Annotated in this window: 13 protein-coding genes and 5 pseudogenes; 10 read left to right on the forward strand and 8 right to left on the reverse strand. The window is 69.5% G+C overall.

The window, feature by feature from the left end; all coding sequences use genetic code 11:
• Position 1 precedes the first annotated feature (1 nt).
• Positions 2-1,198: an IS110 family transposase gene (locus OHA19_RS40390; RefSeq protein WP_331754198.1), complete on the reverse strand. Its 1,197-nt coding sequence runs from the start codon at positions 1,196-1,198 to the stop codon at positions 2-4.
• 230 nt (positions 1,199-1,428) lie between these two features.
• Between OHA19_RS40390 and OHA19_RS40395 the strand changes: the two are divergent.
• A pseudogene (locus tag OHA19_RS40395) lies at positions 1,429-1,521 on the forward strand (IS5/IS1182 family transposase); the annotation flags it as partial.
• A gap of 410 nt (positions 1,522-1,931) precedes the next feature.
• Here the strand turns inward: OHA19_RS40395 and OHA19_RS40400 are convergent.
• A complete protein-coding gene (locus tag OHA19_RS40400) occupies positions 1,932-2,402 on the reverse strand; it encodes a replication-relaxation family protein (protein WP_331750323.1) in 471 nt (156 codons plus the stop codon).
• A 238-nt stretch (positions 2,403-2,640) separates the two neighbouring features.
• Here OHA19_RS40400 and OHA19_RS40405 point away from each other — a divergent pair, with 238 nt between their 5' ends.
• The 3 genes from OHA19_RS40405 (at position 2,641) to OHA19_RS40415 (ending at position 4,148) form a co-directional block, all read left to right on the forward strand.
• Positions 2,641-3,084, forward strand: coding sequence for a hypothetical protein (locus OHA19_RS40405; RefSeq protein WP_405753436.1), 444 nt, complete (start codon positions 2,641-2,643; stop codon positions 3,082-3,084).
• Positions 3,085-3,191: 107 nt separating this feature from the next.
• Positions 3,192-3,755, forward strand: a complete 564-nt coding sequence (locus OHA19_RS40410) for a phage tail protein (RefSeq protein ID WP_331754202.1) — start codon at positions 3,192-3,194, stop codon at positions 3,753-3,755.
• Between the two features lie 219 nt (positions 3,756-3,974).
• Complete coding sequence (locus OHA19_RS40415; protein WP_331754205.1) at positions 3,975-4,148, forward strand: hypothetical protein; 174 nt, start codon at positions 3,975-3,977, stop codon at positions 4,146-4,148.
• A gap of 346 nt (positions 4,149-4,494) precedes the next feature.
• Here OHA19_RS40415 and OHA19_RS40420 read toward each other — a convergent pair.
• A pseudogene (locus OHA19_RS40420) lies at positions 4,495-5,070 on the reverse strand (MMPL family transporter); the annotation flags it as partial.
• A 363-nt stretch (positions 5,071-5,433) separates the two neighbouring features.
• Complete coding sequence (locus OHA19_RS40425) at positions 5,434-6,225, reverse strand: DUF2785 domain-containing protein (RefSeq protein WP_331750318.1); 792 nt, start codon at positions 6,223-6,225, stop codon at positions 5,434-5,436.
• A gap of 275 nt (positions 6,226-6,500) precedes the next feature.
• Here OHA19_RS40425 and OHA19_RS40430 point away from each other — a divergent pair, with 275 nt between their 5' ends.
• Positions 6,501-7,181 carry a DUF4232 domain-containing protein gene (locus OHA19_RS40430; RefSeq protein ID WP_266734004.1) on the forward strand — a complete coding sequence of 227 codons (681 nt, stop codon included), beginning with the start codon at positions 6,501-6,503 and terminating at the stop codon, positions 7,179-7,181.
• A 203-nt stretch (positions 7,182-7,384) separates the two neighbouring features.
• Here the strand turns inward: OHA19_RS40430 and OHA19_RS40435 are convergent.
• A pseudogene (locus OHA19_RS40435) lies at positions 7,385-8,087 on the reverse strand (2-phosphosulfolactate phosphatase).
• Positions 8,069-8,209: a hypothetical protein gene (locus tag OHA19_RS40440; RefSeq protein ID WP_331750312.1), complete on the reverse strand. Its 141-nt coding sequence runs from the start codon at positions 8,207-8,209 to the stop codon at positions 8,069-8,071. Before OHA19_RS40440 ends, OHA19_RS40435 begins: the two are co-directional and overlap by 19 nt.
• 104 nt (positions 8,210-8,313) lie before the next feature.
• Here OHA19_RS40440 and OHA19_RS40445 point away from each other — a divergent pair, with 104 nt between their 5' ends.
• Entirely contained in the window at positions 8,314-9,849 is a 1,536-nt protein-coding gene (locus OHA19_RS40445) for an amidohydrolase family protein (RefSeq protein ID WP_331750310.1), read from the forward strand.
• Between the two features lie 204 nt (positions 9,850-10,053).
• On the opposite strand, the gene OHA19_RS40450 is transcribed toward OHA19_RS40445, so the two are convergent.
• Positions 10,054-10,464, reverse strand: coding sequence for a RidA family protein (locus tag OHA19_RS40450; protein ID WP_266694263.1), 411 nt, complete (start codon positions 10,462-10,464; stop codon positions 10,054-10,056).
• A 77-nt stretch (positions 10,465-10,541) separates the two neighbouring features.
• Here OHA19_RS40450 and OHA19_RS40455 point away from each other — a divergent pair, with 77 nt between their 5' ends.
• Positions 10,542-10,916, forward strand: a complete 375-nt coding sequence (locus OHA19_RS40455) for a helix-turn-helix domain-containing protein (protein ID WP_331750307.1) — start codon at positions 10,542-10,544, stop codon at positions 10,914-10,916.
• A gap of 93 nt (positions 10,917-11,009) precedes the next feature.
• Here the strand turns inward: OHA19_RS40455 and OHA19_RS40460 are convergent, their stop codons facing one another.
• Entirely contained in the window at positions 11,010-11,267 is a 258-nt protein-coding gene (locus tag OHA19_RS40460) for a hypothetical protein (protein ID WP_331750305.1), read from the reverse strand.
• 638 nt (positions 11,268-11,905) lie between these two features.
• On the opposite strand from OHA19_RS40460, the gene OHA19_RS40465 reads away from it, so the two are divergent.
• The 3 genes and pseudogenes from OHA19_RS40465 to OHA19_RS40475 form a co-directional block, all read left to right on the forward strand.
• Positions 11,906-12,301, forward strand: a complete 396-nt coding sequence (locus OHA19_RS40465) for a contact-dependent growth inhibition system immunity protein (protein WP_331750303.1) — start codon at positions 11,906-11,908, stop codon at positions 12,299-12,301.
• A gap of 77 nt (positions 12,302-12,378) precedes the next feature.
• Positions 12,379-12,924, forward strand: a pseudogene (locus OHA19_RS40470) (IS6 family transposase); the annotation flags it as partial.
• A 75-nt stretch (positions 12,925-12,999) separates the two neighbouring features.
• Positions 13,000-13,098: pseudogene (locus tag OHA19_RS40475) on the forward strand (IS630 family transposase); the annotation flags it as partial.
• Positions 13,099-13,180 lie beyond the last annotated feature (82 nt).

Consider the following 13,180-nt stretch of genomic DNA (forward strand, 5'->3'; position numbering starts at 1 on the left):
GTCAAGCGACCGTAGCCATCGGCGGTGTCACTTCGTAGCACCGTCGGTCGCGGATCAGGGCCCAGATGACGTTGACACGTCGGCGGGCGAGGGCGAGCACGGCTTGGACGTGCCTCTTCCCTCCGGCGCGTTTGCGGTCGTAGAACTGCCGTGAGTTCGGGTCGTAGCGAACGCTCACGAGCGCGGAGGTGTAAAAGACGCGCTGGAGTCTGCGGTGGTAGGTGACCGGCCGGTGGAGGTTGCCGCTGACCTTGCCCGAGTCGCGAGGCGCTGGGGCGACGCCGGCGAAGGCCGCCAGGGCGTCCGGGGAGTCGAACTCGTCCAGATCGCCGCCGACGGCGGCGAGGAACTCGGCACCGAGAGTCGCACCGATGCCGGGAACGCTCAGGACGATGTCGGCGAGTTCGTGCTCGCGAAACCGGCCCTCGACGAGCTTGTCCATCTCGGAAATATGCGCGTTGAGGGCCATCACCTCCTCAGCCAGGGTATGGACCAGCTTCGCGATGGTCTTCTCCCCGGGTACGGCGGTGTGCTGGCGCGCGGCGGCCTCGACCGCTGCTTCGGCCAGGTCCCTGGCGCTGCGGACCTTGCGGTTGGCCAGCCACTTCGTCAGCCGGGCGACGCCGGCCCGGCGGATCGCAGCCGGGGTCTGGTAGCCCGTCAGCAGCTTGAGCGGGCCGGTGTTGGTCACGTCCAAGGCCCGCTCCAGGGCCGGGAACATGCTCAGCAAAGTGCCGCGCAGGCGGTTCACGACGCGGGTGCGGTCCTCGACCAGGTCAGACCGGCGCCCGGTCAGCAGCTTCAGCTCGATGGCTGCCTCGTCACCGGGACGGATGGGCCGCAGGTCGCGGCGCATCCGGGCCTGGTCAGCGATCACGTAGGCATCGCGGGCGTCGGTCTTGCCCTCGCCGCGGTAGCCGTCGGACGCCCGGTTCACCAGTCGGCCGGGCATGTAGAGGACCTCTTGGCCGTGGCTGACCAGCACGGCCAGCAGCGACGCGGGTTCCCCGCCGGTCATGTCGATCGCCCAGGTGACCTCACGCCCGTCGGCCAGGTCCAGGACATCCGCGACCAGCTTCAGCAGCTCGGGTTCGTCATTGGCAACCCGCCGCGACAGCAGTGTCTTGCCGTCCACGTCCAGGGCAAGGCCGTGATGGTGGCCCTTGCCGACGTCGATCCCCGCCCATATCCGGCTCATCGCGCTGCTGACGTGCGTGTTCGTACTCTTCGTGCCACGGACGACCTCGCCGGCATTGCTCTACACAGCGACTTGTTCGCACTTCCTAATCGGCGGCCGAGTCGTCGTGGGGCGCCGAGCGGCAAAGCCTCGATTGCCACGAGACGGCAGCGCCCTGAAAGCCACACCCAGCGCCCCTGGGTGACCCAACCCTACGAATGGCTCGATCAGCCCGATCAAGATGCTAGAGCGGCCTGAGCACGAAAGTTCACCTCGCCAGTGACGGCCAGGCACGGCCCCTCGCCGTCCATGTCACCGCTGGTCAGGCTGGCGACGTTCCGGAGGAGCGGGAATCCGGCGCGGCCGAACATCTGCCGTTCTAGCATCTTGATCTGGTTGACTGCTCCTTCGACCGGGCCGGAGTTCGCGTCGGTGGTGAGTCCGGCGGTCACCGCGGGGAAACTTCACCCCGCCCAGGTCAGACAGCTGGGCCCATAACTCGTTGGTGAACGCGAAACCACCACGCCGCAGCGATGTCGTCTCAGCACACCCCGACGCACGGGCTGCTGTTGTGAGTCGTCGATAGAGCCAGTGGTGGGTTACCTGGTGGGCCGGGTGCGGCCGTGGCTGCGGCTGGGTGACTGGGCTGAGGACCTGGTGCGGTTCACCGGCACGTGAGTGCGGGGCGGCGCGGCCCGCCAGGCCGTCGTCGTCCTGGTCCACGTTCTCGTCAGGCCGTGCACCAGCTGGCGCGTCATGCGCACCCCGGCCCTCGACTCCCGAGGTGGTTGAACACCAGCAGCACGGGCGGATGCGGGTCCTCGATCCGGCCTGCGGGTGCCGTCCAGCGGGTGCGCCACATCGGGCGCTCCTTGCCGTCGGTGTCCTTCATCTTCCGCCGGAAGAAGCGGGCGTACTTCTCCAGCTTGTCGGCGAGCTCCTCGGCGGTCTCGTGGCAGTTGTCGACCTCGATGAACAGCAGCGGCACCCCGTCCTGCGGTGCGGTGAGCACAAGATCGGCCTGGGCGCCGCCCTTCCCCGGCGCGTTCCAGGTGCCGGTGGCGGGCAGCGGGACCTCGGTCCAGTACGAGGCGATCGTGCCGATGCCGTCGGGTGCGTCGACGGCGGCCTGGGCGGCTGCCCGGACTTCGGCCGGGTCGTTGGCGAGCTTGGCCTTGTTCGGCTTCGGGCGCAGCGTCGCGATCACAGTCTCGTTGACGGCCATCGGGTGGGAAGCCCCGCTGGAGCCCGCACCGCGTGCGGTGGAGCCCCATCTCCGTCACCGGGCGCCGCAGCTCGTAGGACGCAGCCTCCAGGCCCTTGAGGGTCAGGTTCCGCAGAGAGCCCCCCGTCTCGGTGGAGCCGCCGCTCTCGGACAGGCCGTGCTTGCGCATGTCGGAGAGCTCGCCGGTGTGCGACGCGGTGCGGGCCTGCTTCTGCTTCGCCGGGGTCTCCTTGTCGGCGTGCCGGAAGGTCAGGTGCGGAGCGCCGATCCGCTGGATGTGATCGGCCGTGGCCACCTTCAGCGCTCCGAGCACGCGCAGCACATCGTGCGGCGCCTGCGCGCGCTGGCGGCGACCGTCCCCACCGCGTTCGCCGTGTACCTGGACCGGCCCGCCGTGCTCACCCCGCTCGCGGACCGGGCCGCGCTGCTGATCGGCGAGTTCGGCGCGCGGAACGACGTGGTGCTGGACGCGGCCCTCGGCCGCACCGCGATGGAGGGCGTCCTCCCGTTCGATCTGCCCTCGTCCATGGCAGCCGTCGAGGACGTGCCCCTTCGACACCGCCGCCCCTCTCTTCCGCTGCGGACACCCGCATGCGCCCCGCCCCCGGACCGGGGAAGCGCACATGAACGCCCACGCTCCCGCCTCCCCGTGGGCAGCGCATGTGTAACAGGGCTGTATTAGGCGGCGGTTGGGGGAACGGGCGGCCGGGCCGGACGGCTCCTGATGGTCACGGATGCCCGCTCCCAGCGGGCATCCAGCACCCCCGACCGACTCCGAGGAAGAAGCCGATGCGCGTTCACAAGTTCAATTTCGCCGCCCTGGCCGTCGCCATGAGTCTCGCGCTCACGGCCTGCGACGACGGTGACGTCAAGGAAAAGGCCGGCCCCTCGCCCGCGTCCAGTGTCTCTGCGCCGGCCCACGGTGCGGGCTCGGGCGGCTCCGAGCAGGGCGGTGCGAAGAACTCTGCCGAAAGGAGTCCCGGCGGGCAGAGCACGACCGCCAAGTCGGCGGAGGGGCTCCAGCCCGGTGACGCCCTCGCGGCTCATAACTTCCGCCTGCGGATGGACGGCGTCCCTGTCGAGTATCTTCAGGAAGTCTCCGGTCTGGAGGACCAGAAGGTGACCCTGGTACGGGGCGTGACCCACAGTCCCGAGGTCGACCGCTGGATCGACGACGCGATCGCCGGGCGCGAGGGTCGCCTCAAGGACGTCGCCGTCGAGATGCTCGACTACCAGGACAACACCGTCAAGCAGTACCAGTTGAGGGGCGCGTTCGTGGAGCGCGTCACCTACTCCGACCCCCCGGGCCAGGACTCGCTCACCGTCAGGTTCTTCGCCCTGGTCATCCAATAGCCGCAGCAAGGTCCGCAGAAGGAAGGGGAAGAGGAAGAAGAAGAGGAGGCGGCGGCTGCCGTCCTGGTGCGTGCGGGGGCACGCGGTCCGAGGTGGCGGCCCCCGACCGGACCGGAGCAGGTCGCGGGAGTCCGGCCGACGGACCGCGTACTCGATGTCAGTGCTCTGCGATAGACATTGCGGCAGCAGCGTGACGCGACTGCGGAAAGGGGACGCACCATGGCAGAGAACGCGATCTCAGACACCACACCGGGGGCGGGCACGATGGATCCGGCACCCGGGCCGACCGGCCGCACCGGCGTCGTCGGCGGCATCGAGTCGTTGACTCTCGACGGCCGCCGCCTGTGGTTCGGCTTCGACTTCACCTCCGACCAGGTGCTCTCCCCCCCCTGATCGACGACGCGGGCACCATGGCGCGGTACGCCGCGCGGCACCTGCGCCAGCGCACAGGTGCCCACGACGAGACCTACTGGGCCCAGCTCGTCCGGACCGCCGTGGAGACCTCGGATCTGGTGAGGTACGAGAGCAGCGCGCCTTCACCACGCGATCCCTGGAAGCAGGGGACGCCGGTCCCGCACACGGGCACCTGCTCTACCTCCTCGACGCGGCAACGGAGGACCCTGACGACAGCGACCCCGCCCACCCCGGGGCCGGATCGCAGGAGCCGGGGACGCCCCCGGCCCGGACCACGGTCGGCAACTGGTCGCTGCTGTTCGCGCCGTACGCCCGCAGCGCACCTGTCCTGGTCCTTGCGCGCCAAGGTGCTGGGCCACCAGACCCGCGCACCGATGTCCAGCACCAGCGCCGGGACGAGGAGGGACCGGACCACAAGGGTGTCGAGCAGGACGCCGAAGGCCACGATGAAGGCGATCTGCACCATGAACGCCAACGGGATCACCATCAGAGCCGCGAAGGTGGCGGCGAGCACCACACCGGCCGAGGTGATCACGCCTCCGGTCGTGGTGAGACCCCGCAGCACCCCTTGCCGGTTGCCGTGCGCCAGCGCCTCCTCCCGTACCCGGGACATGAGGAAGATGTTGTAGTCCACGCCGAGTGCCACCAGGAACACGAACCCGTACAGCGGCACCGAGGCGTCCGTTCCGCTGAAGCCGAGCAGGTGCTCGAAGACGACGGCCGACACCCCCAGCGTCGCCAGGAAGTTCAGCGCGACGGTCGCCACGAGCAGGACCGGGACGAGCAGTGAGCGCAGCAGCAGGACCAGGATGAGCAGGATGATGCCGAGTACGACGGGCACGATGAGCGTGCGGTCCCGGGCGGCCGTTTGCTGGGTGTCGTACTGCTGGCGGGGCCGCCCCGAGGCCGGGTGAAACGCGGCGCGCCCTCCTCGAATCGTCTTTGCGGGGGCTGGCAAGTTGCCTTCATATACCGCCACTTGAACGTTATCAGTCGCCGAGGATCCGCTCCCCAGCAGCCCGTCGCGCCAGCTCCCGTCGAGAAGGATCGAGGAGTGGGCCACGCCGTACGGGCTGAACCCGTTGGGGCGCAGGTGCGGCTGCGGGAGGATGCCTCCGACGGCGATCTGACCGATCGCCTGGTCAACGACGAGCACCACGCCCGGCCAGACCGTACCGGCCCGGTGTCCGGCGAGCAGGCCTTCGATCCGCCTGGCGCGGGCGTGCGCACCGGTCCGCCCGGACGCCGGGCCGGGTGTGGTCGGTCAGCGTCTGACGATCCGGTCGAGGGCGGCGGCGAGTGCGGACTTGACCGCGTCGCGGTGGTGGAGGGGTTGCGCGGGCAGTTCGCCGGCGGGGCGTACGCCTCGGTCGGCGAGTATGTAGAGCAGGCGCAGGGTGCGCAGGCAGTTGCTGAGGTGAGCGGGCACCGGCGTGCTGATCCGGGCGGCCCCGAAACGGTCGGCAATCGGATCCAGCCAGCGGACGGCGTCGCGTTCACTCAGGTCCGTGCGGGTGAGGACCCGGGCGATCGCGCGTGCCAGGCGGTCGTCCTCCAACTGGTCGTAGACGTGATCGGTGGGCGCCGTCAGCCGAGCGGCGGCAAGGTCCAGCATCCGCACCGGCGCCACCCGGGGATGGCAGCCGAAGCCGGCGAGCAGGTCCGCGCCGTGCGCCACCGCGTGCAACCAGCCGAGCGTCTCGTCGTGGCCGCGTAGATCCCGCTCCACCGGGTACCAGCGCTCGAACGCGTCCACCCAGCCGGGCTTGAAGTCCCCCGCTTCCACCAGCATGTCGAGCACGAGCGGCGCGAAGGTGCGGGCCTCGACCCGCGGGTCGGTGAACCGGGTGGCCATCTCGTCCCCCAGCTCCAGCCGCCGGGACGCCGCGATCGTCCCGCGGGCGATCCAGGTCGCGAGGACGGTGTAGGGCGCGCCGTCCCGGACCTGCGGATCGGGATCCGCGAGGGCACGGGACAGCTCGCGAACGAGGTCGTCCATGGGCCGGTCAGCGGGCACGGCACAGTCGGCGGCCTCGACGCTTTTCCAATCGGTCATGAGGAGCAGAATAGGTTCATTCCATGACTGCACGCCTGCGAATTATGTCCGAGTATCCACCCAGACAGTCAACTCCCCGGCCAGCGGCGGCAGTTCCTGCGTTCGCGTACCGCTCCCTGCCTTGGTCGGCCGCGTGCCGACGACGAACGGTGCTGCCGCACGAAGATCACTGAGACAGGACCCGGACATTCACGGGATCACTTCAGGATCGAATCAGCCCTAGTGTCATCGGTGTCAGCAGGAAAGACCGCAACCAACAGCCGCTGGAGTTCACGATGCGCTCGCGTCTCGCCGCCCGTTCCACCCGTCTCGTCCTGGCCGCCGCAGCCATCACGGCCCTCGCCGCCACCACCACGGCCTGCGACCCCGAAGACGCCGCGGACGCCGCCGGTCCCGCAGCTCCCTCCGCCGCCGCCTCCGCGAGCAGCGGCGGGAGCGACGGCTCCTCCAGCGACAAGCCCTCCGCCAGCGGCTCCGGGTCCAACGGCTCCTCCACCGGCGGCTCGACCGACAAGACCGACTCCGGCGACGGCAAGAAGGACGGCTACGGACAGTCCTGCGGCACCAACGACCTCAGCTTCACGGTCACCTCGGAGTCCCAGGCCGGCGGCTACTACCTCGTCACCGCCAAGGCCAAGCCCGGTATCACCTGCTTCCTGGAGGTCAACACGCCCAGCGTGTCCTTCGGTTCCGGCGCCGACGGTGTCGCCTCCCCCGTCGGGCAGGGCGGCGAAGACCCGATCAAGCTCACCGGCTCCGCCGTCGCGTACACCGGCATCAACCCCAAGACCACCGACGGCGACGGCGGCACGGAGTTCGAGAACGTCATCATCTCCACCACCGAGGACGACCCGAACCCCGCCGAGCTCAAGCTCCCCGACCCCGCCACCGTCGAAAAGCCCATCGTCACCAACTGGGCCACCAACCGTGCCGAGGCCGTCCCCGTCATCGTCTGACCGGGCACCGAGTCACACCGAGCCGCGCCGATCCACACCGAGGCCGTCGACGCTGCGGGCTCCACGCCACGGCGTCCGCGGCCCGGTGGCCGTCATGTACGGGAGAACGGGAGAGAGCAGGGATCACCCCTCCGGGCCCGACCGGCGGGGCAGCACCTGACCTGCGACGGCCCGGCCAGTGCCGTCCCGCTGCGGCCAGTGGGTCAGTAGGTCGGCGGGCTGGACGGGATGTCAGGCACCGCAACAGGACGGAGCACCATCAGAGACTCTTCCTGGCGAGCCACCATCGCGAAGGGGAATCTGCCGATCTCCAGGCAGAGGTCGACATCGTCCGGGTGGTTTCCGCTCCGCAGCCCACTGGCAAGATCGGCCGCGGCTCGGGAAGTCCTCGCACGGTCGAGATACGGGGCCGCCTCGACATCGTCTCCGGCCATGGAACGACTGATGTACTCGGCGCAGGCCAGGTCCTCGTCGGCCCGGCCTTCCTCGCCGGTGACGACGAACGTCACTGGGCCGGGATCCCCGGCCCGCAGGAACCGCGGTCGGGCCGGCCACCACGAAGCTCGCGCACAGGACCAGCGGTGCGTCGGCGACGGCCAGCGCGCCCACGGTCCCTGCCGTCGTCTTCTGCACCATCGTGCGGCCCGCGAAATCGCGTGACCTGAGCAGGCCGGGTGAGTTCACCGCATCGAAGCCCGCTGCCGGAGCACCGTCCTTCAAGGCCACCCACCCCAGATGGCTCTCCTTCAAGGCAAGGGCCTCGATCTCGGTCGAGGCCAGCACGATCCTCTCGACGCCACGCGAGAAGGCCCACGCGGCCACGGTGAAGGCGCGCATGACGTCGATGACGACAGCGACACGGGGAAAGCCGGTCAAATCCGGTATGCCTACGAAGTGATGATCCATCGCACCATTCTGGCGCCCCGGACCATCCGGGGGGTCTCCCCGCCCGGAGCGGCGGTGCGGACGTACCCGGCGAACACGAAGAACAGCGGGCACGACGTCGTGCCGAGCCACCCCCTCTTCATGGCGTCTTCGTGGTGGTGCCACTCTTCGTGGTGGTGTCACCAGCACCCCGAACCCACTGCCTGGAGCCAGTGACCATGGATCCGGCCCGGACCAGAGTGGTGCCATGCCCACTCGACGCGAAGCCCTTGCCACCTCGGCCGCCCTCTCCGGCGGCGCCCTCCTGTCCGCCGCACCGCCCGCGGCGGCCGTCCCCCGCACGGCTCCGGACCGTACGACGGCCGCATCCGGTCAGCACCCCGGCAGCAGCACCATCGCCCTCACCCACGCCACGATCCTGGGCGCGGGCGCCGACCGCACCGTTCTCGTACGCGACGGCCGCATCATCCGTACGGGCCGCTCGGCCGAGGCCGCGATTCCGAGCGGGGCGACGACGTACGACCTGACCGGCAAGTACATCGTCATGGGCGGCCTCATCGAGTCCCACGTCCACAACCAAGGGCCCGAGACCGTGCTGCCGCCCCTCTTCCCGCTCAACGGCGTGACCGCGGTGCGCGAGATGTGGGGCGGGCCCCTCCACCACGAGTGGCGCGGCAAGGTCCGTGCGGGCAAACTCCTCGGCCCGCGCTGGGTGATCGCCAGCTCGATCATCGACGGGCGGCCCTCGTTGTGGGCCAATGACACCGGCAATCGCGTCGTCGAGGTCACCGACGCCCCGTCCGCGCGACAGGCGGTGCGCGAGGCGAAAGCGAGCGGCGCCGACTTCGTCAAGGTGTACTCGCGGCTGACACCGGAGGCGTACGAGGCGATCGCCGACGAGTCCCGCAGGCAGGGCCTGCGTCACGCGGGCCACTGCCCCGACACCCTTCCCGTCGCCCGAGCGAGCGACAGCGGGCAGCAGTCCATCGAGCACCTGCACGCCCTCCTCCTCGCCACCTCGGCCCGCGAGGACGAGATCAGGCGGGCCATGGCGAGGATCCGTATCGACCCCGCCCTCGGCACCAGCTTCGAGCGTTACGCGAGCTGGTTCCGGCAGGTGCACGCGGTGGAGTGGGAGGCGATGCGGACGTACGACATCGGCCGCACCCGTGCCCTCTTCGACCGGCTCGCCGCCAATGGCACCCGCGTCGTACCGACCCTCACCGTCCACCACTCGCTGGAGCGCACCGATCAATTGCCCACCGAGTCACCGGAGTTCGCCTACCTGCCCGGCTGGATGACCGAATCCTGGCCCGCCATCTGGTCCTCCCTCACCGCAGGCCGCACCGCGCAGGACACCTCCCGTATCCACCAGATCTACGAACACCGGCTGCGCCTCGTCGCGGAACTCCACCGGGCCGGTGTGCAGTTGATCGCGGGTACCGACACCGGTACCGGCTACGCGGTTCCCGGCTTCTCCCTGCACCACGAGTTGGAACTGCTCGCCGAGGCGGGGCTGCCCACGCGGGACGTGCTCCAGGCGGCGACCAGCGCACCCGCCCGGATGCTCGGACTGCCGGACGACCGAGCAGACCTGCTGGTCCTGGACGCGGACCCGCGCACCGACATCCGGCACACGCAGCGGATCCACTCCGTCCTGGTCGACGGCCGGTACCTGGACCGCGCGGAGCGCCTGCGCCTGCTGGCCGATGTGGCGCGCGCCGCCGCCGCGAGCGAGCCACCGGCGACGGGCACCGCGACGCCCCACATCTGCGTCCACTGACCACCCGACACCGTCCTCGCGAGGCGGCGGCAGGCAGGGCCGCACGCGTCTCGGCCCGATGCCGCCGACCGAGGGCGGGCTCGGCCCGGTCGGTGAGACCGGTGGGATGGCGAGCGACGTCGGGAAAAGGTGGGTCTGCCGCCGTCTCCCCTTCACGTGCGGCGTCCACATCAGGACGAGTCCGGGCAGCATCCGCCCCAGGGATCAGTCGAGCAACGCGGTCGCTTCGACCTCGACGAGTACGTCCGGCTCGAAGAGGTACTCGACTCCGATGAGGGAGGCCGGCGGCATGGGGAGCCGGAGCCCGGTCTCGTCGGCGACGGCCTCCACACCGGCCATGAACTCGCCGATCTTCTCCGGGCTCCACCGGGTCACGTAGAACGTCAGGCGCAGCACGTCCGCGAACGACGCGCCCGCGCCCGCCAGCCCGACGGAGGTGTTGCGCAGCGCCTGGGCGACCTGCCCGGCCAGATCGCCGGGCGCAACCGGAGTGCCGTCGGCCCGGCGTGCGACCTGTCCGCTGACGTGGATGTGCTTCGTTCCGGTGCCCACGGCCACGTGGTGGTACGGGGCCGGCTGCAGCATGCCTTCCGGCGTGAAGTGCTGAACAGTCATGGGTGTTTCTCCGTTGCTCTAGGTATCCGTAAGCTACCTAGTGCAAGAAGGACACTTCAACGAGACCAGGTTTCGCCATGGATACCGACGACGAATTCCGCATCGACCCTCCACACCGCGAACTGCTCGACCAGATCCTCGACAAGTGGTCGCTCAGCGTCCTCAACGAACTCTGCGAACGCCCGTGCCGCTTCAACGAGTTGCGCCGGGCCATCCCGCAGGTCACACAGAAGTCGCTGACCTCGACCCTTCGGCGGCTCGAACGGAACGGCGTGGTCGAGCGCGAGGTCGTCTCCACCCGCCCGGTGGCGGTCAGGTACCGGATCACACCCCTCGGCAAGACCCTTCGACCCCCCATCGACGTGCTGCTGGCGTGGGCCGCACAGAACATGCCCGCCATCACACGCGCCCGTGACGCCTTCGACACCCGGGAAGAAGAATCAAGCCTCTGATCCGCCTGCCCTTCCCCACTCCGCCCCATCCACTCCGCCCCATCCACTCCGCCTCCTCTGCTCCCCCTCCCGTCACTCCCGGTGTTGGGTCTCTCAGGTTTCGATGTACGCCACGATCGTGATCGTCTTCAGGGCCGTCACGAAGTAGATGACCCGTACGCCGTCGATCTCGTCCGTGTAGTCGCGCAACAGGGTGCCGGGCACCTCGGTGCCCAGTTCGGGGTTGACGCTGATCGCGACGATCGCGCGGTCCAGGCGGTGCGTCTCGCCCGCGGTGAGCTTGGACAACTGGGTGAGCGCGGGCTCCACCGTGATGACGTGCGAGCGGCGCGGGCCGGGCTCAGGCGACACGGGGCCGCTCTTCCCCGAGACGGGCGAGGTGCTCGTCCCGGGCCGTCGCCCACGGCATCCCTGCCTCGGGAGAGGGGTAGCCGTTCCCGCGATGTCCTCCAGTACGGAGGCGAGGACGTCGACCTTCGCGCGCTGGTCGGCCACGTACGCGCGAACGGACGCGGCGTGTTCGTCGAGGGGGGCTCCTCAGTCGTCGGAGACCTCCCGAGGTTCCGGATCTCCCAGCGCCAGCCAGCTCCCCTAGTAGTAGGCCATCCGCCTCGCAGTCACCGCGGGGACTTCTTCCTCCGTGGTGACTGCGGGCCCGAGACGGGGCGCCGCTCTCCACGACGTGGGAGTGGCCCACGGTGGCGACCATCGCGAGCTGGATCAAGCGGGCGAATCACTGACGCCGGCCCCGGGTCCTCGTCCGGTGTGCCGGGACCGGAACGGACGTCGACGCCGCTTACACGAGGGCCGAGCCGTCGGCCTCCTGACGCCCCGCCCCTCGAAGGCGGCCCCGCCCACCCGGTGAGGTTGCCTTCGACCGTTTCCGCCCCCTATCGCAAAAGGAACGGCCTACAGGGCGAAGGTCCTCGGGGCATTGCGGGCGCACGACACAGACCGCGTTTGAGATCTGGTCGTGGGACGATCAATCGGTGCCGCACCACTTGAATCGCGCCCGGTCCCTTGAAGAGCTTGAACGCGCCTGCTGGCCGGATCCATCAGCCGACGACACTCGTCTTGTCACTACTGCTCACGCCTTGCGGCGTAGGGCGATCGGCGAGCTGACCGTCGAGGACATGCGCTTGTTGATCGGGCAGCACATAGGCCTGCCCTACCTCCTGCCACTGGCGCTGGAGGTACTGCGGGAGAATCCGATGGCAGAGGGGCACATGTACGAAGGTGATCTGCTGTCCGCCGTCCTCACCAGGAACCCATCGGTCTGGGCCGAGTTTCCCGAACTCAGCCGAGAACTGAGCGAGATCGTCTCGAAGTTGGCTGGCCTACCCCCTGACCTGCAACAGAAGGTTGAGCACTTCCTGGCTCCATAGAGCACCGCCGCAGGGCGTTCCCCGTGGAAGGGACAGCTGGCGTATCTACGGAACGTCTCGCAGGAGCAAGCGCGGGCGGGCAGTCCTATGCCAACGCGCTGCGCCGCCGGCGTGTGCAGCTGGGCGACAAGTGGCACCTGGACAAGGTCTTCATCAAAATTAACGGAGAGCGGAAGTACCTGTGGCGGGCCGTCGACGCTGACGGCACCGTGCTCGACATCCTGGTCCAGAACCGGCGGGACAAAGCCGCAGCCCGGCGCTTCTTCCGCCGCCTGCTGAAGACGACCTACTCGGTGCCGAGGGTGATCGTCACCGACAAACTCCGCTCCTACGGCGCGGCCCACCGCGAGGTGATGCCCTCGGTCGAGCACCGCTCCCACAAGGGCCTCAACAACCGGGCCGAGAACAGCCATCAGCCAACCCGGCAGCGCGAACGCGCCATGAAAGGCTTCCGCAGCGTCGGCGGAGCCCAGCGGTTCCTGGCCGCGTTCAGCGGCATCTCACCCCACTTCCGGCCCCGCCGCCACCTGATGACCGCCGCCCACTACCGCGCCGAGATGACCACCCGCTTCGCCATCTGGGACCAGATCACCGGCGTCGCCGGCCTGCCTGCCGCGGCCTGAGCACGGAGCCGGAACCCGCCCCCTCCACGCCCGACACACCATCAGGCTCTCACTCCCTCAACAACGTGACAGCACCCCACCGTAAGCTCGGGCTGGGCCGAACGGAAACACTCCGACCGGGTGCCGGCCACCTACCACCGCACCCATGGAGTCCGGTACTTCCACGACTCTTACTGACTTCGGCGTATTAGCCTCGCCGTTTCGGTTGGGCTGAAGCGACGTTGCTGATCACCAGCTGTGGGGTGGTCGAGGCGAT

Origin of the sequence: Streptomyces sp. NBC_00012 (genome assembly GCF_045040875.1) — a bacterium.
Lineage (GTDB): Bacteria > Actinomycetota > Actinomycetes > Streptomycetales > Streptomycetaceae > Streptomyces.

Excerpts from the sequence above, each read along its gene's own strand:
- OHA19_RS40455 (WP_331750307.1), top strand. The coding sequence starts at position 10,542 with ATGGATACCGACGACGAATTCCGCATCGACCCTCCACACCGCGAACTG.
- OHA19_RS40410 (WP_331754202.1), top strand. The coding sequence starts at position 3,192 with ATGCGCGTTCACAAGTTCAATTTCGCCGCCCTGGCCGTCGCCATGAGT.
- OHA19_RS40450 (WP_266694263.1), bottom strand. The coding sequence starts at position 10,464 with ATGACTGTTCAGCACTTCACGCCGGAAGGCATGCTGCAGCCGGCCCCG.
- OHA19_RS40415 (WP_331754205.1), top strand. The coding sequence starts at position 3,975 with ATGGCAGAGAACGCGATCTCAGACACCACACCGGGGGCGGGCACGATG.
- OHA19_RS40440 (WP_331750312.1), bottom strand. The coding sequence starts at position 8,209 with ATGAAGAGGGGGTGGCTCGGCACGACGTCGTGCCCGCTGTTCTTCGTG.
- OHA19_RS40430 (WP_266734004.1), top strand. The coding sequence starts at position 6,501 with ATGCGCTCGCGTCTCGCCGCCCGTTCCACCCGTCTCGTCCTGGCCGCC.
- OHA19_RS40445 (WP_331750310.1), top strand. The coding sequence starts at position 8,314 with ATGCCCACTCGACGCGAAGCCCTTGCCACCTCGGCCGCCCTCTCCGGC.
- OHA19_RS40400 (WP_331750323.1), bottom strand. The coding sequence starts at position 2,402 with ATGGCCGTCAACGAGACTGTGATCGCGACGCTGCGCCCGAAGCCGAAC.
- OHA19_RS40390 (WP_331754198.1), bottom strand. The coding sequence starts at position 1,198 with ATGAGCCGGATATGGGCGGGGATCGACGTCGGCAAGGGCCACCATCAC.
- OHA19_RS40425 (WP_331750318.1), bottom strand. The coding sequence starts at position 6,225 with ATGACCGATTGGAAAAGCGTCGAGGCCGCCGACTGTGCCGTGCCCGCT.